General features: G+C 72.2%; 17 protein-coding genes. 6 read left to right on the top strand and 11 right to left on the bottom strand.

What is annotated here, in order from left to right; translation table 11 throughout:
* Nucleotides 1-58: 58 nt before the first annotated feature.
* From ACIBVQ_RS20120 to ACIBVQ_RS20150, 7 genes are all read right to left on the bottom strand, one after another.
* The gene (locus ACIBVQ_RS20120; protein WP_399179079.1) at nt 59-799 is read right to left on the bottom strand and encodes a prepilin peptidase; all 741 of its coding nucleotides are present in this window, start codon (nt 797-799) and stop codon (nt 59-61) included.
* Between the two features lie 59 nt (nt 800-858).
* Nucleotides 859-1,455 carry an SseB family protein gene (locus tag ACIBVQ_RS20125; RefSeq protein ID WP_399179081.1) on the bottom strand — a complete coding sequence of 199 codons (597 nt, stop codon included), beginning with the start codon at nt 1,453-1,455 and terminating at the stop codon, nt 859-861.
* 50 nt (nt 1,456-1,505) lie between these two features.
* Nucleotides 1,506-2,078 carry an OmpA family protein gene (locus ACIBVQ_RS20130; protein WP_399179082.1) on the bottom strand — a complete coding sequence of 191 codons (573 nt, stop codon included), beginning with the start codon at nt 2,076-2,078 and terminating at the stop codon, nt 1,506-1,508.
* Nucleotides 2,062-2,688 carry a hypothetical protein gene (locus tag ACIBVQ_RS20135; protein WP_352011386.1) on the bottom strand — a complete coding sequence of 209 codons (627 nt, stop codon included), beginning with the start codon at nt 2,686-2,688 and terminating at the stop codon, nt 2,062-2,064. Before ACIBVQ_RS20135 ends, ACIBVQ_RS20130 begins: the two co-directional genes overlap by 17 nt.
* Before the next feature lie 79 nt (nt 2,689-2,767).
* Nucleotides 2,768-5,593: a BTAD domain-containing putative transcriptional regulator gene (locus tag ACIBVQ_RS20140; protein ID WP_399179084.1), complete on the bottom strand. Its 2,826-nt coding sequence runs from the start codon at nt 5,591-5,593 to the stop codon at nt 2,768-2,770.
* A 4-nt stretch (nt 5,594-5,597) separates the two neighbouring features.
* Nucleotides 5,598-7,124, bottom strand: coding sequence for a protein kinase (locus ACIBVQ_RS20145; protein ID WP_399179086.1), 1,527 nt, complete (start codon nt 7,122-7,124; stop codon nt 5,598-5,600).
* Between the two features lie 51 nt (nt 7,125-7,175).
* Nucleotides 7,176-8,267: a ring-opening amidohydrolase gene (locus tag ACIBVQ_RS20150; protein ID WP_362775606.1), complete on the bottom strand. Its 1,092-nt coding sequence runs from the start codon at nt 8,265-8,267 to the stop codon at nt 7,176-7,178.
* A gap of 734 nt (nt 8,268-9,001) precedes the next feature.
* Here ACIBVQ_RS20150 and ACIBVQ_RS20155 point away from each other — a divergent pair.
* The 3 genes from ACIBVQ_RS20155 (at nt 9,002) to ACIBVQ_RS20165 (ending at nt 13,345) form a co-directional block, all read left to right on the top strand.
* Complete coding sequence (locus tag ACIBVQ_RS20155) at nt 9,002-10,318, top strand: glycosyltransferase (RefSeq protein ID WP_386195313.1); 1,317 nt, start codon at nt 9,002-9,004, stop codon at nt 10,316-10,318.
* 100 nt (nt 10,319-10,418) lie between these two features.
* Nucleotides 10,419-12,458, top strand: a complete 2,040-nt coding sequence (locus ACIBVQ_RS20160; protein ID WP_399179089.1) for an acyltransferase family protein — start codon at nt 10,419-10,421, stop codon at nt 12,456-12,458.
* On the top strand, nt 12,455-13,345 hold the full coding sequence (locus tag ACIBVQ_RS20165) for a glycoside hydrolase family 16 protein (protein ID WP_352011380.1): 891 nt from the start codon (nt 12,455-12,457) through the stop codon (nt 13,343-13,345). The genes ACIBVQ_RS20160 and ACIBVQ_RS20165 overlap by 4 nt, the downstream gene beginning before the upstream one ends.
* A 221-nt stretch (nt 13,346-13,566) precedes the next feature.
* On the opposite strand, the gene ACIBVQ_RS20170 is transcribed toward ACIBVQ_RS20165, so the two are convergent.
* Nucleotides 13,567-14,292 carry a thioesterase II family protein gene (locus ACIBVQ_RS20170; protein WP_386190628.1) on the bottom strand — a complete coding sequence of 242 codons (726 nt, stop codon included), beginning with the start codon at nt 14,290-14,292 and terminating at the stop codon, nt 13,567-13,569.
* A 290-nt stretch (nt 14,293-14,582) separates the two neighbouring features.
* Between ACIBVQ_RS20170 and ACIBVQ_RS20175 the strand changes: the two genes are divergently transcribed.
* Nucleotides 14,583-15,506: a cation diffusion facilitator family transporter gene (locus tag ACIBVQ_RS20175; RefSeq protein WP_399179091.1), complete on the top strand. Its 924-nt coding sequence runs from the start codon at nt 14,583-14,585 to the stop codon at nt 15,504-15,506.
* Here the strand turns inward: ACIBVQ_RS20175 and ACIBVQ_RS20180 are convergent.
* Complete coding sequence (locus ACIBVQ_RS20180; protein WP_399179093.1) at nt 15,498-16,067, bottom strand: TetR family transcriptional regulator; 570 nt, start codon at nt 16,065-16,067, stop codon at nt 15,498-15,500. The genes ACIBVQ_RS20175 and ACIBVQ_RS20180 overlap by 9 nt on opposite strands.
* A gap of 81 nt (nt 16,068-16,148) precedes the next feature.
* Between ACIBVQ_RS20180 and ACIBVQ_RS20185 the strand changes: the two genes are divergently transcribed.
* Nucleotides 16,149-17,720: an MDR family MFS transporter gene (locus tag ACIBVQ_RS20185; protein ID WP_386190619.1), complete on the top strand. Its 1,572-nt coding sequence runs from the start codon at nt 16,149-16,151 to the stop codon at nt 17,718-17,720.
* A gap of 66 nt (nt 17,721-17,786) precedes the next feature.
* On the opposite strand, the gene ACIBVQ_RS20190 is transcribed toward ACIBVQ_RS20185, so the two are convergent.
* Nucleotides 17,787-18,323 carry a carboxymuconolactone decarboxylase family protein gene (locus ACIBVQ_RS20190; RefSeq protein ID WP_362911559.1) on the bottom strand — a complete coding sequence of 179 codons (537 nt, stop codon included), beginning with the start codon at nt 18,321-18,323 and terminating at the stop codon, nt 17,787-17,789.
* On the bottom strand, nt 18,323-18,877 hold the full coding sequence (locus ACIBVQ_RS20195; protein ID WP_352011374.1) for a peroxiredoxin: 555 nt from the start codon (nt 18,875-18,877) through the stop codon (nt 18,323-18,325). Before ACIBVQ_RS20195 ends, ACIBVQ_RS20190 begins: the two co-directional genes overlap by 1 nt.
* Before the next feature lie 96 nt (nt 18,878-18,973).
* Here ACIBVQ_RS20195 and ACIBVQ_RS20200 point away from each other — a divergent pair, with 96 nt between their 5' ends.
* Nucleotides 18,974-19,918: a LysR substrate-binding domain-containing protein gene (locus ACIBVQ_RS20200; RefSeq protein ID WP_399179096.1), complete on the top strand. Its 945-nt coding sequence runs from the start codon at nt 18,974-18,976 to the stop codon at nt 19,916-19,918.
* The last annotated feature ends 2 nt before the right edge of the window (nt 19,919-19,920 follow it).

Below are 19,920 nucleotides of genomic sequence, written 5' to 3' on the forward strand. Positions count from 1 at the left end.
CTTCCATGTGCCGCCCACTGGAATGGCCGAGGCTCACTGGTTGAGACGCTCCGGCATGTCAGCGGATTCCCTGGGCCGTGAGGATGACCGCGAAGGCACCGGCGGCCATGAAGGGGCCGAAGGGGATCTCACTGCCGCGTCCCGCCCGGCGCGCGGCCACCAGGGCGCCGCCGTACAGGCCTCCGGCGAGGAAGCCGAGGAAGGCGCCGGTGACCAGGGCGTCCCAGCCGAGCCGGCCGAGCGCCACGCCCAGCGCCGCCGCGAACTTGACGTCGCCGAGCCCCATGCCCTCCGGGTTGACCAGGAAGAGCAGGAGGTACAGGCCGGTCAGGACCAGGCCGCCGAGCAGCGCCCTGGCCAGGTCCGGGGCGCCGTCCCGTGTCAGGGCCGCGACCGTCAGCGGCGCCACCGTGCCCAGGAAGGCGGCGGCGGTGAGCCGGTCGGGCAGCCGGTGGACGGCGACGTCCACGGCGACCAGGGCGACCGTGACGGCCGTGAGCCACCCGTAGGCGGCCAGTTCGGGCCATGGGTATCGCGACGCGAGGGCGGCCAGCGTCACCGCGGTGAGGACCTCGGCCACCAGCGGCGGCGGCCCGATCCGTGCCCGGCACCCCGGGCAGCGCCCGGCCGCGAGTCTCAGGGACGCGACCGGGCCGCCGCCGACCGCCGTGGCGCAGCGCGGGCAGGCGTGCCCGAGGAGGGCCTCCTCCCCGACCGAGTGGCGGATGGCCAGGTCTCTCGCCCAGAAGCCGAGCGGCAGCCCGGCCAGGGCTGCGGCGAGGAGCAGGAGGTGGTTCACCGCGCCCCCGGGGAAGGTCGGCCGTGTTCGTCCACGGCCCGAACCCTAACGCGGGAAGGTCAGTCCCGGCCGCGTGACGACCTGCCGACCAGCGGCCAGCCGAGGCGGCGGCGCCGGGGGACGGCCGTCTCGGCTCCGGCCTCCGTGCGGGCCTCCATTCGGGCCACGGTGACCCCGGGGGTCTCGGAGCCGAGCCGGTCGAGGGCGCCGGCCCCGACCGCGGCGAACGCCTGCAGCACGGCTCCCTCGATCACGAACGGCACCGGGCCCGCGACGTCGATCACCACGGCCGCGGCGTCCTCGTGCGCCGCCGCCTGGCAGACCTGCGGGGTCGTCGCCTGGATGGGGCGGGCGTCGGGACGCCACAGCTTCAGCGGGCCGGTCCCGGTGAAGGCGAGCACCGCCTGCCTGCCGTCCTTGCCGACGAGCTTCGGCAGGGCCATCTCGCTCTCCTTCTCCTGCCGCAGCCCGTGCTCGCCGACCTCGGACTCCGTCAGCAGGGCCACGACCGGGACGAGCAGCCGCGCCCCGCCGAGGGCGGCGATCACCGCGCCCACGTCGGCCGTGCCCGCGGAGAAGGCGGCGAGCGCGGACGAGACGGCGGCGTCGGCTGAGCCGTCGTCGCCGGGGACCAGTGGCTGGGGAATGCTCGGCACGACCCCGAAGCCTACCCTCGGTGACCGGCGGGTCCTCGGCCGAGGGAGGGTCACCGGGCGGCGTCGAAGACGATCTCGACCCGCCGGTTCCTCGCACGGTTCGCCTCGACGGGAGCGCCGTCGACGATGTTGGGCACCTTGGGCCTGGACTCGCCGAACCCCCTGGCCAGCAGGGTCGTCCCGGTGCCGGCGAGGGCGGCCCGCAGGACCTGCCCCACGGCCCGTGCCCGTCTGAGCGAGAGCGCGTCGTTGTAGGCGTCGCTCCCCTGGTCGTCGGTGTGCCCCTCGATCCTGACCTCGCCGCCCGCGGACTCGGCGCGGACGCGCTCGGCGATCCGCCGCAGGCGCAGCTTCGCCCCGGTGGTCAGCACGGCCCTGTCGAGGGCGAACAGCACGTCGCTGGTGAGCGCGACGGTGATCTGTTCCCCGCGTTTCGACTCGCTCTCCGCGCCGTCGAGCGACTCGACCTCGGCGACGACGTCCTCGACACGGGCGACGATCTCCTCGACCCCGGCCGTGGCCGCCTCGGGGTCGGCGGGGTCGGCCCACGCGGCCGCCGGATGTCCCACCGTCAGGACGAGTGCGAGCGCCAGGGCCGTGAGACGTTCAGGAGATCGGGACATCGGCGAACACGCCCAGCACCTTGAGGTCCACGTTGATCTTCGTGACGTCCGGCGGCGGGGCGGCGAACGCCGCGTGCAGCGGCAGCACCTCGTCCGGCTCGGTGAACACGTCGTAGCTGGAGCACAGGCAGGTGACCTTGGGATAGGCGCCGGTGCGCGCGACGGTGTAGCGCTTGCCGTTGACCGGGTCGACCAGGCTGATCCCCCCGACGGTCAGCCCGAGACCGCCCGGGGTGTCCCCCATGTCGTTGCTCATCTGCCATCTGGCGTCGCCCGTGTTGGTGACCGTCCAGGTCAGCGTGGCCAGCCTGCCCTGCCGCCTGAGGCCGGTGATCCGTACGACCAGGTCGGCGCCGCCCGCCTTGACCTTCCTGGCGGCGATCACCTTCTCCTGTTCGACGTCCTGCTCGACGGGCACGTCCCGCTGTTCCGAGGGCTGTTCCGAAGACCTCTCCGCGGGTTGCCCGGCGGCCCCGGTCGTGGCCGCGGAGGCGGGGAGCGGCTGCCTCTCCTCACCGCCGCCGCCCCGCTGCCCGGGGAGCGCCCCGCATCCGCTCAGCACGGCCGCCAGTACGGCGGCGGCCAGCGCCGGCGTGATCCCTCTTCCCATCGTGCTTCCACCTCTTGCCCGTCGTGGTTCGCGTCGGTCCCGACCGTAGGCGGGCCACCTTCAGGACGCGTATAGCGCGCTATACGCGCAGGCCACGGCGGCGTCGTACCTCGTCGGCGAGCTCTTCCGCCGCGGCGCGGCCTCGCCGGTCACCGAGAGCGTCGAACTCTCCCATAACTCGCATTACTCCATCAAACGCCTCATCAATCTCATCAAGCCCGAGCAACGCCTCCGCCAGGGTGAGCGTCGCCCGCGCGGCACCGGCGCGGTCTCCGTGCTCGCGGAAGGTCTCCAGCGCCTCCCGCGCGCTCTGCCCGGCGACGTCCGCCCTGCCCTCCGCCAGGGCGATCCCGGCCAGGACCGTCAGCGCCGCGGCCTCGGGCAGCCGGTCCCCCAGCCGCCTGGCCAGGCCGAGGCCGTGTTCCGCCCGTTCGTTCGCCTCCCGAAGCCGCCGCGTGTCCAGGAGAAGCCCGGCGAGGTCGAGCGAGACCGCCGCCTCACCCCGTGGGTCGCCCAGCTCGCGGTAGGCCTCCAGACTCCTTGAGAGCAGGTCCCGATCCCGGCGCAGTCCGCCGAGGGCGCGCAGCGCGTCGGCCCTGCCCCGCCGGTCGCCCGCCGCGGAGAAGGCGGCCAGGCACGCCACGAAACACGCCTGCGCCTCGGACGGCCGTTCCCCGGCGAGGTGGACCAGGCCGAGCCGGTACCGGACGCGGGCCGCCTCCCCCGGCTCCGCGAGCCCGAGCGCCCGCCGCAGTGCCTCGGCCGCCTCGGGCAGCCTGCCCTCCACACGGTGCAGGTCGGCCAGGGATCTGAGCAGCAGCGCCTCACCGTTGCGGTGCCCCGCGCGCCGTACGGCCCGCAGCCCCTCCTCCACGGCCGAGCGCCAGTCTTCGCGGTGCGCGCCCAGCTCGAAGAAGGGCGTCAGGTAGAAGGCCAGCCGCCAGGCCGCCTCGTCCAGGCCCGCCCGCCGCGCGTCGGCGACGGTCGCGACCAGGAACCTCCGTTCCGCGGCCAGCCAGCGGGCCGACTCCCGAAGGAGCGCGGTCTCCGCGGCCGCGGCCTGCTCGGCCGTACGGGCCAGGGTCAGGCCCGAGCCCGGCTCCGCGGGCAGGAGCAGCGTCCTGGCCCGCCGGGCGCGGTCTAGGATCTCCGGGGCCGCGGCGGCCAGGACTCCGGCGGGCGGGCCCTCCTCCGCGGCCAGGCGCTCGGCCGCGTAGAGCCTGGTCAGGTCGTGCCAGCCGTACCTCTCCTGACCTGCCGGGTCGAGACCCCGCGCCTGCAGCAGGCCCGCCCCGGCCAGCGCCTCAAGCGTCTCCTCGGCGGGCGCGCCGAGGACGGCCGAGGCCGCCCAGGGGGCGAAGTCGGGGGCCGACAGCGCGCCGAGACGGCGCAGCAGCAGGCGTTCCCGGTCGGAGAGGGCGCGGTAGCCCAGCGCCAGGCTGCCGCGCACGGCCAGGTCACCCGCGCTGAGCTCGTCCAGGCGTCCGCGTTCGTCCTCAAGACGTCCCGCCAGGTGTTCCAGGGTCCAGCCGGGACGCCTGGCCAGCCTGGACCCGGCGATTCTGAGGGCCAGCGGCAGCCCGCCGCACAACTCGGCGATCCGCGCCGCCGCCCGTGGCTCCGCCTCGACGCGACGCCGCCCGGCCACCCCGGCCAGCATCGCCACGGACTCGTCCCGGTCGAACACGCCGAGTTCGCGGGCGCGCGCCGCCTCCAGGCCGTGCAGCGGCGAGCGGCTGGTCACCAGCGTCAGGCAGCCGGGCCCGGTGGGCAGCAGCGGGCGTACCTGGGCCTCCCGCTCCGCGTCGTCGAGCACCACCAGCAGGCGCCGTCCGCTCACCGTGCTGCGGTAGAGACGGACGCGCCCGTCCAGGCCTGCGGGGATCGCCGTCTCCTGGCAGCCGAGCGAGCGCAGCAGGTCCTCAAGCACCGCCTCCGGCGTCCTGCCGCCGAGCGAGGCGTGCAGCCGCCCGCCGGGGAAGTCGAGCGCGGTGGCCGCGTGGACCGCGACCGCGGACTTGCCCACCCCCGCCGGGCCGTGCAGCACCAGGTGGACGGGCGCGCCCGCGGCGTCGGGCACCGACCGGCGAATCCAGTCCAGCACGTGTTCACGCCCGGTGAAGTCGGCGATGTCCGGCGGTGTCTCGTTCGGTGTCTCGTTCGGCACCTGTCCGGCCCGGGTCGAGGTGCCCGCGAGCACGCGTTCGTGCGCCTCGCGCAGCGCCTCCCCCGGTTCGAGGCCGAGTTCCCCGACCAGCAGCCGCCGCGCCTCCTGGTAGGCGCCCAGCGCCTCCGACCTGCGTCCCGCCTGGCCGAGGGCCGTGATGAGCTGCCCCCACGCCCGTTCCCGCAGCGGGTAGGCCGCCACGAGCGCGCGCAGTTCCCCGGTCACCCGCGCGCCCCGGCCGAGCGCCAGGTCCAGTTCGACCCGCTCCTCGACCGTGGTCAGCCGCAGTTCCTCAAGCCGTACGGCGTGCGCGCGCCGCAGCGTGTCCGACTCGACGTCGGCCAGCGCGGGCCCCCGCCAGAGCGCGAGGGCCGCGCGCAGCCCCTCTGCCGCCTCGGCCCGCCCGCCCGCCTCCCCGGCTCGCGTGGCCTCCGCCACCAGCCGCTCGAACCGGTGCGCGTCCACCCGGTCGGGGTCGACGTCGAGGAGGTATCCGCCGGGCACGGTGCGAATCCCCTCGACCACCTTGCGCAGGGCGCTGACGTAGACCCGCAGCACCGCCTCCGCCGAGGCCGGCGGCCGTCCGTCCCACACCTCGTCGACCAGCCGGACGACGGCCACCGGCCGCGCGGGCCGCAGCAGCAGGGCGGCCAGCAGCGCGCGGTGTTTCGCGGGCCCGGGGGTCAGGTCGCGATCACCGTCGAGGACCAGCAACGGCCCCAGCACGCCGAACCGCACCGTCTCAGCCCTTCGGCCCGCTGAGGTCGAAGGAGCGGAACCTGACCCGGACCGGGGCGCCGGTGTCCGGCGCCGCGTGGACTCCGGCCGCGCCGGGGCCGTACGGATCGCGTGTGTCGACGGCCTCGGCGACCAGGACGTCGTCGACCCACATGCTCAGGGCGGTTGCCGTACCCCGTTGACCGCACCGGGCCACGACACGGCTGTCCGCCGTTCCCCGTACCCGGACCGGCCCGTCCAGGACGACGCCCCGCCCCGCGCGCCGTTTGACGATGGAGGCGTCTCCGGAACCCGCGACCGTGAACTCGTACCGGTCGCCGGTGCCCAGGTCGCCACGGCACCACACGCCGAACTCCCCCGACCCCGCTTCGAGCCGGGCCGAGGAGCTGACCACGACGTCCTGCGCGCGTTCGCCGGGGAAGGGGGCCGACTTCCACAGCCGCCACCCTGGGTTGGCGGTCAGCAGGTAGGCGGCGCCGTCCCGCTCGCTCCGGCCGCCCTCGGTCACGCCGACCTCCCAGGAGTCGGCGAAGTCCGCGTGGTAGGGCAGGACGGGCGCGGCGCCGAAACCGGCCTGGACGGCCACGCCTGCGGTGACGGCCGTGGCGAGCGCGACCGCGCCCAGAGCCCACGGCCACCGGCGCCGGACCCTCTTCCCCGGCGCGACGACGGCGGGCCCGTCAGGGACGGCGGGCTCCTCCTGAGCGGTGACCGTCCAGGAGCGTTCTACGGCCTGGGTGGCGGTCGCCGGGGTCGGGCTGCCGCCGATCAGCTCGCCCAGCAGCCGCCCGGCGCTCGGCCTGCGCGCGGGGTCCTTGGCCATGGCCCGTTCGACGACCGCGCGCATCCGGTCTTCGAGGCCGTCGAGGTTCGGCCCCTCGTTGACGATCCGGTACAGGACCTCGGGCGGGGAGCCTCCGCCGAACGGCAGGCGGCCCGTGCCCGCGAACGCGATCACCCCGCCCCACGCGTAGACGTCGGCGGCGGGGGTCGGCGACTCACCGCGCACCTGCTCGGGCGCCATGAACGCGGGCGTGCCCAGGATCGCCTGGCTGGCCAGGCTCTCCTCGTCGGCGAGCCGTGCGATGCCGAAGTCGATCACCCGCGGGCCGAGCGGGGACAGCAGCACGTTCGACGGCTTGAGGTCGCGGTGGATCACCCCGGCCTCGTGGATGGCGTGGAGCGCGGTGGCGATCCCGGCCGCGAGCGCCTCCAGGTTGGCGCCGGTCAGCGGCCCCTGCTCCCGTACGGCCTGCGCCAGGCTTGGGCCCTTGACGTACTCGGTGACGAGGTAGGCGACGTCCCCGTCGACCCCGGCGTCGAGGACGGGGGCGGTGCAGAACCTGGCCACCCTGCGGGCCGCGGCCACCTCGCGCTCGAAGCGCCGGACGAAGGCCGGATCGTCGGTGAGCCGGGGATGGATCACCTTCACCGCGGCCAGGCCGCCGGTCGGGGTGGTGGCGAGGTGCACCACGCCCATGCCGCCCCGGCCAAGCTCACGCCTGAGCACGTATCCGCCGATCACGTTCACCGGAGTCACCCTACGATCAAACACCGACACCAGGGACAAAAGCCCCGGCACTCAGCCCAGGTCGGCGATGGCGGCGACCGGGCCGCCCCCGCTGGGGCCCTGGTGGACGGCGGCGACCGAGACGAAGACGGCAGGGTCGCCGGTGACGCTGGCCGCGACACCGCCGACGGTCGCCTTGATCTGGCGGTGCCAGTGCACGTCGGAGTCGTCGAGCATGATGTTGCGCCTGCCCCTGACCCTGCCCGAGGGGTCCGCCTCGCACTTCATGAACACGTTGACCAGCCTGCCGTCCAGGTCGGAGGGGTGCGGGCGCTCCGGCAGGTCGATCCCGCTCGACCGGATGGCCGCCCAGATGCCGTCGGCGTCCAGCGCGTCCCGCATGACGGAGTGGCCGATCCGGTAGCGCCCGCCGATGCCCCTGACGTTGCCGACGACGACGATCTGCGCCCTGTCCAGCTCGACCCCCGAGGAGCAGGAGGCGACGGAGGAGTACAGCGACAGGTCCCGGTGGATCTGCCCGGCCGTGGGCGTCCCGATCTCGCCGAGCGCGACCGCGACGCCGAGGGCGGTGGTCGAGTTGGAGATGTCCATCGAGGGCCCGGTGTCCTCGACGACCACGTCCTGGCCCCGGGACCTGGCGTCGTTGATGGTGGCGAGGGTGAGCAGGGGCGTCTTGGTCTGGACGTAGTGGACGTCGGCGGGGTCGTCGATCCCGGCGGCCTCCATGGCCTTCCTGACGCCCGCGGCGACCTTCTCGACCATCGCGGGGCGGCCGATGTCCTCGGGCAGGATGACCTCGCTCATCGCGACCCCGACGCTCAGGCGAGGTTCCTGGCTCGGTTCGGCGTCCGCCGTGGTCGCGAAGATCGTCGCGTGCGGGCTGAGCACGCCGTCGGTGCCGCCGGACCAGACCAGCGGGACGTCCTGGGGCGCCGGATGCCCCCGCTCGGCGAGCACCTCACGGAAGGCGCGGTCGGCCAGGATGCGGGTGTAGTCGTTCACCCCGCCGTTCCCCTCGGTCTTGCCGATCACCGCGAGGACCCGGTGCGCCTCGATCACCCCGTCGTCGATGAGCCGGGACAACCCGGAGGCGTCGGTCACGCTCTCGATCGCCACCTTGCGCACTTCAATCGGTTCCGGCATCCCTGTCACCTCTCGGTCCCGCTGCTTCCCTGTGGGTTCCCTGTGGCCTCGCTGTGGCCTCGCTGTGGCCTCGCGACCCCCGGCCCGGACCGGCCCCGGGGTCGCGACACCCGTTGCGATACCCACCGCGCGGGGCGGGCACCGGCGCGGGGAGCGGTTTCCCCGTCCGGGGACGGACACCCGTGAGGAGGGCGCCCGGGGCCTCCTTGATCGGTAATCGTTCTCCCGGGGCGGTCCGCGCACCCGGCCCCCGCACGGTACGGCCCCGCCTGCGGGCCGCTTCAAACCTGTGATCTGCGACACATCCAAACATCCGATGATTTTGGACATATCGCCACTTCTCACAACATCGACGGATATTTCACAGCACCGAATGACGTTCAGTTAACGTCACGTTTCCCGCTAGATCATCTGCCCGCGCACGCGACACCAATAACTTTGTTTACAGTTGATCCAGCGGTGGAAAACGAGCCGCTCCACGCAGCTGAGAAAACGGGGTTCTCCGCATGCTTGCATTACTTGACGCGCCTCCTGACAAGGCCGATCAATATCTTCCACAGCCTCCGTCCGACGACGAGCTGAAACTGTATTTCGGGCCACAAAAGCGCTGGGTGCTTCTGTCCGTGCCCCTTTCCCTGACATTAACCGCAGGGACTCTTTTCCTATTCTCCATGCGTCATCCCGCGTTGTGGCCGTTTTTCGTTGCCCTGCTGCTGAACCTCAGTGGATGGACGATGTCGTTCGTCGACGGGCAGCGTCAGCGGCTGACCACCTGGGAGTCCCACGAGCTGCTCGTGCGTTCCTGGCGGCCCGCCCGCCTGCCCTCCGTGGACGTCTTCCTGCCGACCAGGGGCGAACCCATGGAGATCCTGCGCAACACCTTCCGCCACGTGGGAGCGCTCCGGTGGAACGGTCCAGTCACGGTCTGGGTGCTCGACGACGCCGCCCGCGACGAGGTGGAGGAGCTGGCCGTACGGCACGGCTTCCGGTACAGCGCGCGGCCCGACCAGGGGTACCTGAAGAAGGCCGGCAACCTCAACCACGGCCTGTCGATCAGCTCGGGCGAGGTCGTCGCGGTCTTCGACGCCGACTTCTGCCCGAGGCCCGACTTCCTGTCCCACCTGGTCCCCTATCTGGAGGACCCGAGGATCGCCGTGGCCCAGTCGCCGCAGTACTTCGACACCACGCAGGAGATGCCCTGGCTGCAGCGTACGGCCGGGGCCGCCCAGGAGATGTTCTACCGGTGGCTGCAACCGTCGCGGGACGCCGACGGCGGAGCCATCTGCGTGGGCACGAACGTGGTCTACCGGCGCGCGACGCTTGAGGAGATCGGGGGCTTCCCCAAGATCGACCACAGCGAGGACATCTACACCAGCGTCGAGCTGATGAAGCACGGCTACCGCACCAAGTACGTCCCGGTGCTGCTGGCCAAGGGCCTGTCCCCCGACAACGTCGCCTCCTACATCGCCCAGCAGTACCGGTGGGCGATGGGCTGCATGAGCCTGCTGTTCGACCGTGACTTCCACCGCACGCCGATGTCGTGGCGGGTACGGCTGTCCTACTACAGCGGTTTCCTGAGCTACTTCGTCTCCGCCGCCAACATCGCGGCCGTCCCGCTGCCCGGGCTCGTCATGCTCGCCTTCTATCCGGACGAGGTCAGGGCGTGGCACATGATCCCGTTCGTGGGGCCCCTCTGGGTGGCGCTGGTGCTGCTGCCCGCGGTCTCGGTGAGCCGCTGGCGCTTCGAGGTGACCCGCGCCCAGACCCTGTACGCCTACTGTCATCTGATCTCCATCGTGCACGCGGTGCGCAACCAGGCCGCGGCGTGGGTGCCCAGCGGCGCCGCCGCGGGCAAGAGCACGCTCGTCTCGACCGTCGCCCGCATGGCCTTCGTCTGGCTGACCGTCACCACGGCCGCCACCTGGATCGGCATCGCGCTGCGCGCGTCCGTCTACGGGTGGGGTGAGTACTGGGCGCTGACCCTGTTCGCCGTCGGCACCACCTACATCGCCCTCCCCCTCATTCGTGATCTGTGGAGGATTCTCCGTTGAACCACCGTCTGCGCTGGCCAGAGGCCCTGGCCATCACCGTCCTGTTACTGCTCGGCGTGCTGCTCGCCTCCGGCCTCGCCGTACTGCCCCCGCTGCTGCCGTGACGCCGCGCTACCGTCTCGGCTTCAGGCCGGACATCGAGGGGCTCCGGGCGGTCGCCGTCCTGGCCGTGCTCGCCTTCCACGCGACCGTGCCCGGCATGGCCGGGGGGTTCGCCGGGGTGGACGTGTTCTTCGTCATCTCCGGGTTCCTGATCACCGGTCTGCTGCTGCGCGACATCTCGGCCGAGGGCCGTTTCTCGCTGGCGGACTTCTACGCCAGGAGGGCCAGGCGCATCCTGCCCGCCGCCGGGGTCGTGCTGCTCGCCACGACGGCCGGGGCCTGGCTGCTGCTGCCGCCGCTGCGCGGCACCGACGTCGCCGGTGACGTGGTCGCCGCCGCCCTGTATCTCGCCAACTGGCGGTTCGTCGCGGGCCAGACCGACTACCTGGCCGCCGCGCGGGACCCGAGTCCTCTGCTGCACTACTGGTCGCTGGCCGTCGAGGAGCAGTTCTACCTCCTGTGGGCGCCGCTGCTGCTGGTGCTCGTGCTGGTGGCGCGCCGCCTCGGCCGCAGTCCCCTGCCCGCGATCGCGGTGGCCGTCGTGGCGCTGACCGGTGTCTCGTTCGCGCTCGCGCTGTGGTGGACGGGCACCAGCGCCCCTCTCGCCTACCTGTCCTCCCCCTCCCGTGCCTGGCAGTTCGGCGTGGGTGCCCTGGCCGCCCTGCTCACGCCGTACGGCGGGCGTCTCGGCGCGCGTCCCGGAGGCGGCGAGGGCCACCGGGACGTCCCCCGCTTCTCCCTGCGGGTCGTCTCCGGGGCACTCGGCCTGGCCGGGGCGGCCGCGGTCGCCTGGTCGATCGTGGCGCTCGGCCCGCAGACGCCGTACCCGGGGACGGCCGCGCTGGTCCCCACGCTCGGCACGGCGGCGGTCATCGTGTTCCGCTCGCCGGTCTCAGCCGCGCTGTCCTGGGCACCGGTCCGGCTGGCGGGGCGGCTGTCGTTCTCCTGGTACCTGTGGCACTGGCCTGTCCTGGTCCTCACCGAGGCCGCGCTCGGCGAGCAGTCGTGGCCGATACGGCTGGCGCTGGTGCTGGCCTGCGCGCTTCCCGCGGCCCTGACGCTGAGGCTGGTCGAACAGCCGCTGCGGACGTCACGGGTCGTGGCGGCGCTGCCCCGGCGCGGTCTGGCCCTGGGCACCAGCGCGATGGCCGTGCCCGTCGCCGCCGCGCTCCTGCTCAACGGCGGGATCGTGCAGGGCGCCACGACCACCACGGTCACCGTGGCGCAGTCGGCCGAGACACCGGACGCCCCCGGTACGGCGCTGCGCCCGCCACCCGCGCAGGCCAGGAACGACTTCCCCAAGTCCCAGGGCTGCGAGATCGCGCTGACCGCGACGACGAGCCCGCCGTGCCTGTTCGGCGACACCTCCTCCAAGGACAGGGTCGTCCTCATCGGCGACTCCCACGCGGGCCAGTGGTTCGCCGCGGCCGAGCGCATCGCCGTACGGAGAGGGTGGGCCCTGGAGGTCCTCACCAAGCCCGGCTGCCCGCTGCCCCGGCTCACGGTCGTCGACCCCCGGCTGGGTCGGGAGTACCGCGAGTGCGACGCCTGGCGGGAGTACGCGATGAAACGGCTGGCGAGCGAGGCTCCGCCCCGGCTGATCCTGCTGGCCTCGCTCAACGCGTACACCACCGACAGGGCCGCGCTGACCCGCGCCTGGGACTCGACCCTCACCCCGCTGTCACGGCTCGGCGCCTCGCTGGTCTACCTGCGTGACACGCCGCTGCCCGGCAAGGACGTGCCCGCCTGTCTTTCCGGGGGTCCCGTCTCCGGCTGCGCGTTCCCGCGCGCCGCCGGGCTGCGCCCCGACCCGCTGGCCGAGCAGATCACCGCGGGGGGACGTCCGGGGGTCCGCCTGCTGGACGTGACGCCGCTGCTGTGCCCGGAGGACTCCGCTTCGGCCACCTGCCCCGCGGCGCTCGACGGCATCGTGCTCTACCGCGACGACGCGCACATCACCGACACCCTCGCGGTACGGCTCGCTCCCCGGATCGAGCAGGACCTTGAGGACCTCGACCTGATCCCCACGGTGCTGTGAGGCCCGCCACCCGGGTGGTCCTCGCCCTTGTCGTCCTCCTGGCCGGGTGCTCGGGGCCCGGCCGGGAGGCCCGGGAGGCACGCTGGACCGAGATCTTCCGTGACGACTTCTCCGGGGCCGCCGGATCCCCGCTTCCCCAGGGGTGGCTGCACGACCTCGGTACCTGCTATCCCGGCTGCCCCGCCCCCCGGTGGGGCACCGGGGAGATCGAGACCATGACCGACTCGACGGAGAACGTCTCCCTCGACGGTGCGGGGAACCTGGCCATCACCCCGCTGCTGCGCGAGGGGGCCTGGACGTCGGGCCGGGTGGAGACCGCCCGCTCCGACTTCAGGCCCCCGCCGGGAGGCGTGCTGCGTGTGGAGGCCAGGATCCGGCTTCCGGCGGTGACCCCGGCGGACGGCGCGGGCTACTGGCCCGCGTTCTGGATGCTGGGCGCCCCGCTGCGCGACGGTTACACCGGCTGGCCCGCCATCGGCGAGATCGACGTGATGGAGGCGGTCAACGGCCGTCCCTCGGTCATGGCCGCCATGCACTGCGGTGTGATGCCCGGCGGGCCGTGCGGCGAGCCTTCGGGCATCGGCTCCGGCGAGCGTCCCTGCCCGTCCTGTCACGGGAGCTTCCACCGCTACACCGTGGAGATCGACGAGAAGGAGATCCGCTGGTATCTCGACGACGCCCCCGTCCTGACCGTCGCCGCCACCCGGATGGACCCGCAGACCTGGGGCAGGGCGACGGCGCACGGCTTCTTCCTGATCCTGAACGTCGCCGTGGGCGGCGGCCTCCCCAACGCCTTCGGCGGCGGCCCCACCCCCGCCACCGTCCCCGGCCGCCCCATGCTCATCGACTACGTCTCGGTGAAGACCAAACCCGCCCCCAAGGCATGAACACCCCCAAATGCGAGAAGTTTCGTCTCATGCTTTCCCGGTGCCACGTGTGAGGGGTTTCGGCTTGGGCGCGTCGGTGCTTGGACTGAGGAACGCAGGAGCGAAGCGACGCAGTGACGAGGGAAAGCACCGACCCGAGGCGACCAAGCCCGCGACGCCGCCAGGCGGAGCAAAGGGACACAACCCGCGACGCCGCAGGCGGCGCAAGGAGACACAACCCCCTACCCCATCCTCCGTAGGATCTCGGCCACCACGGCGGCGCGTTGGGGCTGGAGGTAGAAGTGGCCGCCGGACAGGATCGTCAGGGAGAAGCCGGACTCCGTGCGGGCCTGCCACTCCTTGGCCTGCAGCGGGGTGACCACCGGGTCGGTGTCGCCGACGATGACGGAGATGGGGGTGCGCAGCGCGGGCCCGGGGGTGTGGCGGTACTCCTCGACCAGGCGGAAGTCGGCCCTGATGTAGGGGAAGACGACCTCTCTCATCGCCGGGTGGGAGAGGATCTCAAGCTCGGTTCCGCCGAGTTTGGTCATCTCGGCCAGAAAGGCCTCGTCGTCGTAGGAGGAGATCTCCCGCCTGCGTCTGGGCTCGTGCGGGGCGGCGCTTCCCGAGACGAACAGCCGGACGGGGCCGTTCCCCCCGGCTTCGAGTGCCCTGGTGGTCTCGTAGGCGACGATCGCGCCCATGCTGTGCCCGAACAGCACGACGTCCCGGTCCATCAGGGGCCGGATCTCCTCGACGACGGGGCCGACGATCTCGTGGATGTCGGCGGGCATGGGGTCGCCGAACCGGTCCGCCCTGCCCGGCAGCTGCACGCCGTACGGCTCGACCGATCCGGGGAGCAGGTCGGGCCAGTCGCGGTAGGCGGTGACCGAGCCGCCCGCGTGCGCGAAGCAGATCAGCCGCGTGGTGGCCCTCGGCCTGGGCTTGAGGGTACGCAGCCAGGTCATGTTGGTTCCTTCCGTGCTGTGGACTGGGGCGGCGCGGCGGCCGTCCCTCCATGATCGCCCCCCGGGTGCGGACGGCGCGAGGGGGACGGCCACTTGGGCCGTTTCGGAGATGACCGGCACCGGACAGTGCGGGGTGCGGGGATTCCCGGGTGACGGGTGGGGAACCAGTGTTGTGCGGGTCGCGCATTTCCTGTCCTGCCGGTGCCTCCGCGCTTCAGATCTTGTGCTGTTAGGCTTACCTTTCTTAACGTCTGAGCAACTGTTCAAGTGTTGATGAGGCGGGTCTCGGGATGGGCCACGGACATGGGCATGGACACGGGCACGGCCACGGGGCGAACTCCGACCGTCGCTACCTGGTCGCGGCACTCGTTCTGCTGACGGTCTTCATGGCGGCCGAGGTCGTGGTCGGCGTCATCGCCAACTCCATCGCTCTGGTCTCGGACGCGGGACACATGCTCACCGACGCGGCCTCCATCGCCCTGGCCCTGGTGGCGATGAGCATGGCGGCCCGTCCCGCCAGCGGCGCCTACACCTTCGGCTGGAAACGTGCCGAGATCCTCTCGGCCGCGATCAACGGGCTGACGTTCGTGGCGCTCGTCGTCTACTTCGTCTACGAGGGCGTCCGGCGGCTCCTGCAGCCTCCGGAGGTGACGGGGGCGCTGGTCCTCGGCACGGCGCTGGTCGGCATCGGGGTCAACGCCGCCGCGGCCTGGCTCATCGCCAGGGCCGACCGCGGCAGCCTCAACGTCGAGGGCGCCTTCCAGCACATCCTCAACGACATGTACGCCTTCGTGGCGACCGCGGTCGCGGGGGCGGTCGTCTGGCTCACCGGCTGGGGCAGGGCGGACGCGATCGCCGCCCTGGTCGTGGCGGCCCTGATGGGCAAGGCCGCCTACGGCCTGCTGCGCGAGGCCGGGCGCATCCTGTTCGAGGCGGCGCCCCCCGGCGCGCCCCCGGCTGAGGTGAGCGCGGCCATCGCCGCCCACACCGAGGTCACCGGGGTCGACGACCTGCACGTGTGGACCGTGACCAGCGGGCTGTCCGCGCTGTCGGCGCACGTGACCGTCGCGCCGGGCGGTGACTGCCACCGGGTCCGCCGCGAGCTGGCCGACCTGCTGCACGAGCGCTTCCACATCGACCACAGCACGCTGCAGGTCGACCACGTCCCGGGTGCCGCCTGCCGGATCGCCGCGGGCCGCGACAGGTCAGCCTGACGCCTCCCCGAGGCAGGCCTCGAAGACCTTCGTGAACCGCGCGACCACGGCCTCCCTGCCCGCCTCGTCGAACGCGCCCGGCCCGAAGAGCTGGCGCAGCGTGCCCGCGCCCGCCACGAGCGCGGTGGCGGCGGTCGCCCCGATGAGGGCCTCCCGGGCGGGCAGGCACGCGGCCAGCGGCTCCAGGATCGCCGAACGGACCCGGTCCCTGACGATCTTGTGGATCTCCGGGCAGACCGTCGAACGGCTGAGCGTCGCCAGCACCGGCCCCTCCTCCCGCGAGCCGAGCAGGTCGGCGACGTACTCGGCCAGGCGCCGGGGCAGCTGCTCACGCGGGACGTCCAGCACCCCGGGAAAGCGTCCCCGTACGGCCAGCACCTCGGCGAACAGTGCCCGCTTCGTGCCGAAGTAGCGGTTGATCAGGGCGATGTTGACCCCCGCCTCGGCGGAGATGAGCCGCATCGTCACCTGGTCGTAGCCGAGTTCGGCGAACAGACGGCGGGCGGTGTCCAGGATGCGGCACCTTGTGCCCTCCCTGTCGCGACGCCGTATCTCGTCCACTTTCCCATTCCTTCCAGATTTGACGGGTAAACAAGCGTCTACTAACTTCATGTGTATCGTACATACATTGGGGGATGGTCCATGCTGACCGAACAACAGGTCCAGGCCGAGGCGGCCCCGAGGTTCACCCACAGACAGGTGCTGGAGATCCTGGCCGGCCTGATGCTCGCCATGCTGACGTCGATGATCTCGACGTCCGTGGTGGGGACCGCGCTCCCGACGATCGTGGGCACGCTCGGCGGTCAGGACCAGCTCGCCTGGGTCGCCAGCGCGACGCTGCTGACCATGACCGCCTCGACCCCGCTGTGGGGCAAGCTGTCGGACCTGTACGGCCGCAAGTTCATGTTCCAGGCCGCCCTGCTGGTCTTCGTGCTCTCCTCGGTCGCCGCGGGCTTCTCCCAGGACATGGGCCAGCTCATCGCGGCCAGGGCCGTACAGGGGATCGGCGCGGGCGGCCTGGCGGCACTGCCGCAGATCATCCTCGGCGACGTGGTCGAGCCGAGGGAGCGGGGGCGCTACTCCGGCTACATCGGCGCGGTCTTCGGCGTCTCCACCGTCGCGGGACCGCTCCTCGGCGGCTTCGTCGTGGACAACATGTCCTGGCGCTGGACGTTCTGGATCTGTGTGCCGCTGGCCGTGGTCGCCTTCTTCGTCATCCAGCGGGTGCTCAACCTGCCGCCGTCCCACCGCGCGGCCAAGGTCGACTGGTGGGGCGCGACCTTCATCACCGGCGGCACGACCGCGCTGATGCTGCTGCTGTCACTCGGCGGCAAGGAGTTCGCCTGGAGCTCCGGCTGGACCTACGGGCTCGGCGCGCTGAGCCTGGTGCTGTTCGGCCTGGCCGTCCTCGCCGAGCGCCGGGCGGCCGACCCGATCCTGCCCCCGCACCTGTTCCGCAACCACACCTTCGTGCTCACCTGCCTGGCCTCGCTGCTGGTCGGCGCCGCGATGTTCGGCGCGCTGATGTTCCTGCCGCAGTACCTGCAGATCGTCAAGAACATGAGCCCGACCGCCTCCGGCCTGATGACGCTGCCCATGGTGCTCGGCCTGCTCGCCTCCTCCATCGCCGTCGGCCGCTTCGTCACCAGGACCGGCCGCTGGAAGGCCTTCCCCGTCGTGGGCATGCTGCTGGTCGGCCTCGGGCTGTTCCTGCTCTCCCGGCTGCACGTCGACAGCTCACTGGTGAGCGTCGGCGTCGACATCACGGTGCTCGGCGTCGGGCTCGGCGCCTCCATGCAGATCCTGATCCTGGCCGCGCAGAACGCCGTCACCCGCGCCGACATGGCCTCGACCACCTCCGGCGTGACGTTCTTCCGCTCCCTCGGCGGCGCGGTCGGCGTGGCCGCGTTCGGCGCGATCCTGTCCAACCGGCTCACCTCCGAGCTGGTCTCCCTCGCCAAGGCCGCCCATCTGCCCCTGACCGGTGGCGCGGCGCCCAGCCTCGGCTCCCCCGCCGCGATTCACCGTCTGCCGGCGCCGGTGCTCGAAGTGATCCTTGAGGCCTTCACCCGGGCCATCCACACGGTCTTCCTGGTCGGCGTGCCGATCGCCGTACTGGCCGCGCTGGCGGCGCTGATGCTCAAGGAGCTCCCGCTGCGCTCGGCGCGGGGCGCGGCGCCCGCGGCGCAGGGCGACCTCGCCGACGCGAGCTGACGCCAGACACGAAGAAGGGCAGGCACAAAGAAGGGGCGGGTGCACACCCGCCCCTTCTTCGCTGTCTCAGACCGTGGCCAGAGCGGCCTCCGACTCCAGCACCGCCGCGACGGCGTTGACGACCGCGGCGATCCGGATGGCCTCCTGGATCTGCTCGCGGGGCAGCCCCGCCTTGCGCAGCACCTGCTCGTGGGACTCCAGGCAGCGGCCGCAGCCGCCGATCGCGGAGACCGCGAGCGACCAGAGCTCGAAGTCGACCTTGTCCACGCCCGGGTTCCCGATGATGGTCATGCGGAGCTTGGCGGGCATGGTCGCGTAGGTCTCGTCACCGATCAGGTGCATCGACCGGTAGTAGACGTTGTTCATCGCCATGATCGCGGCGGCGCCCTTGGCCGCCCTGAACGCCTCGGCGGACAGGACGTCGGCCGCCTCGGCCGCGATCTCGGCGATCACGCGCTGGGACCTCGTCGCCGCCGCGCAGGCGAGCAGCGTCCCCCAGAGCTGCTGCTCGCCGAGCGAGGAGGTCGTGACGAGCGAGCCCAGGTTGAGCTTGACGTCCTTGGCGTAGTCGGGAAGGGCGCCCTTGAGGTTGTCGACGGACATCAGACGCCGGCCAGCAGCTGCTTCGCGTCCAGACCGGCCTCGCCCTTGTTCCAGTTGCAGGGGCACAGCTCGTCGGACTGGAGGGCGTCGAGGACCCGCAGGACCTCCTTGACGTTGCGGCCGACCGAACCGGCGGTCACCATGACGAACTGGATCTCGTTGTTCTGGTCGACGATGAAGGTGGCGCGCTGGGCGACACCGTCGGAGCCGAGGATGCCCAGCGCCGACGACAGCTCCCGCTTGATGTCGGACAGCATGGGGAAGGGCAGGTCACGCAGGTCGGGGTGGTCCTTGCGCCAGGCGTGGTGGACGAACTCGGAGTCGACCGAGAAACCCAGGACCTGGGCGTCGCGGTCGGCGAACTCGCCTTCGAGACGGCCGAACTCGGCGATCTCGGTCGGACAGACGAAGGTGAAGTCCTTGGGCCACGCGAAGTAGACCTTCCACTTGCCCTCGTAGGACTTGTGGTCGATCTGGGCGAACGCGCTGTCCGCGTCCAGGGAGACACAGGCGGTCAGCTCGAACTCAGGGAAGCGGTCACCGATGGTGAGCAAGTCCGGTTCTCCTTCACAGGGGACGTCGTTGTCGGAGCCCAGACTGCCGCACCTAGCATTGATTCGAGAAATCGAGCAGTCGAACGAATCTGACAGGTGATCCTTATCAGTGAGCCAACCCCCACCCTCGCTCAACTGCGGGCATTCCTCGCGGTCGCCGATCATCTGCACTTCCGGGAGGCGGCCTCCGCGCTGCGGATGAGCCAGCCCGCGCTGTCGAGCGCGGTCTCCGCCCTTGAGGAGACCCTGCACACCCGGTTACTCGAACGGACCACCAGGAAGGTCCTGCTGACCCCCTCGGGCGAGCGGGTCGCGGTGCACGCGGCGCGGGTGCTCAAGGCGGTCGAGGACCTCATGGGTGAGGTCGCCCAGAACCGGGAGCCGTTCAACGGCCCCGCGCACCTGGGGGTGATCCCCACGGTCGCCCCCTACGTGCTGCCCGCGTTGCTGCCGATGTTCTCGCGGCGCTTCCCCAGGCTCAAGCTGACCGTGCACGAGGCCAAGACCGAGACCATCCTGGAGGAGGTGCGTGAGGGCCGTCTCGACATGGTGATGCTCGCGCTGCCGACCGAGGTGACCGGGCTGGTCGAGAAGCCCCTCTACGAGGAGGACTTCCTGCTCGCCTTCTCCCCCGACCACCCCATGGCCGGGGATGACACGCCGCTGGACCGCGAGGCGCTCAAGGGGCTGGACATCGTGCTGCTCAACCAGGGCCACTGCCTGCGCGAACAGGCCATCGACGTGTGCCGTGAAGTCGGCGCGCGGGCGACGGCGGCCACCTACGCCACCAGCCTGCCGACCCTGGTCCAGCTCGTCGCGGGCGGTCTCGGGGTGACGCTTCTGCCCGAGTCGGCGGTCCCGGTCGAGACGGGCAAGCGGGTACGGCTGGCGCTGCGCCGCTTCGCCGACCCCGCCCCCGGCAGGACCATCGGCCTGGCCTACCGCGCCAGCTCGGCCAGGTCCGCCGAGTACGGCCTGCTCGCCAGGGCCGTCCGCTCGGCGCTGCGCGCCAGACGCCTGCCGGTCAGGATCGTCGGCTGAAC

Origin of the sequence: Streptosporangium sp. NPDC049376 (assembly GCF_044466505.1) — a bacterium.
Classification (GTDB): domain Bacteria; phylum Actinomycetota; class Actinomycetes; order Streptosporangiales; family Streptosporangiaceae; genus Streptosporangium.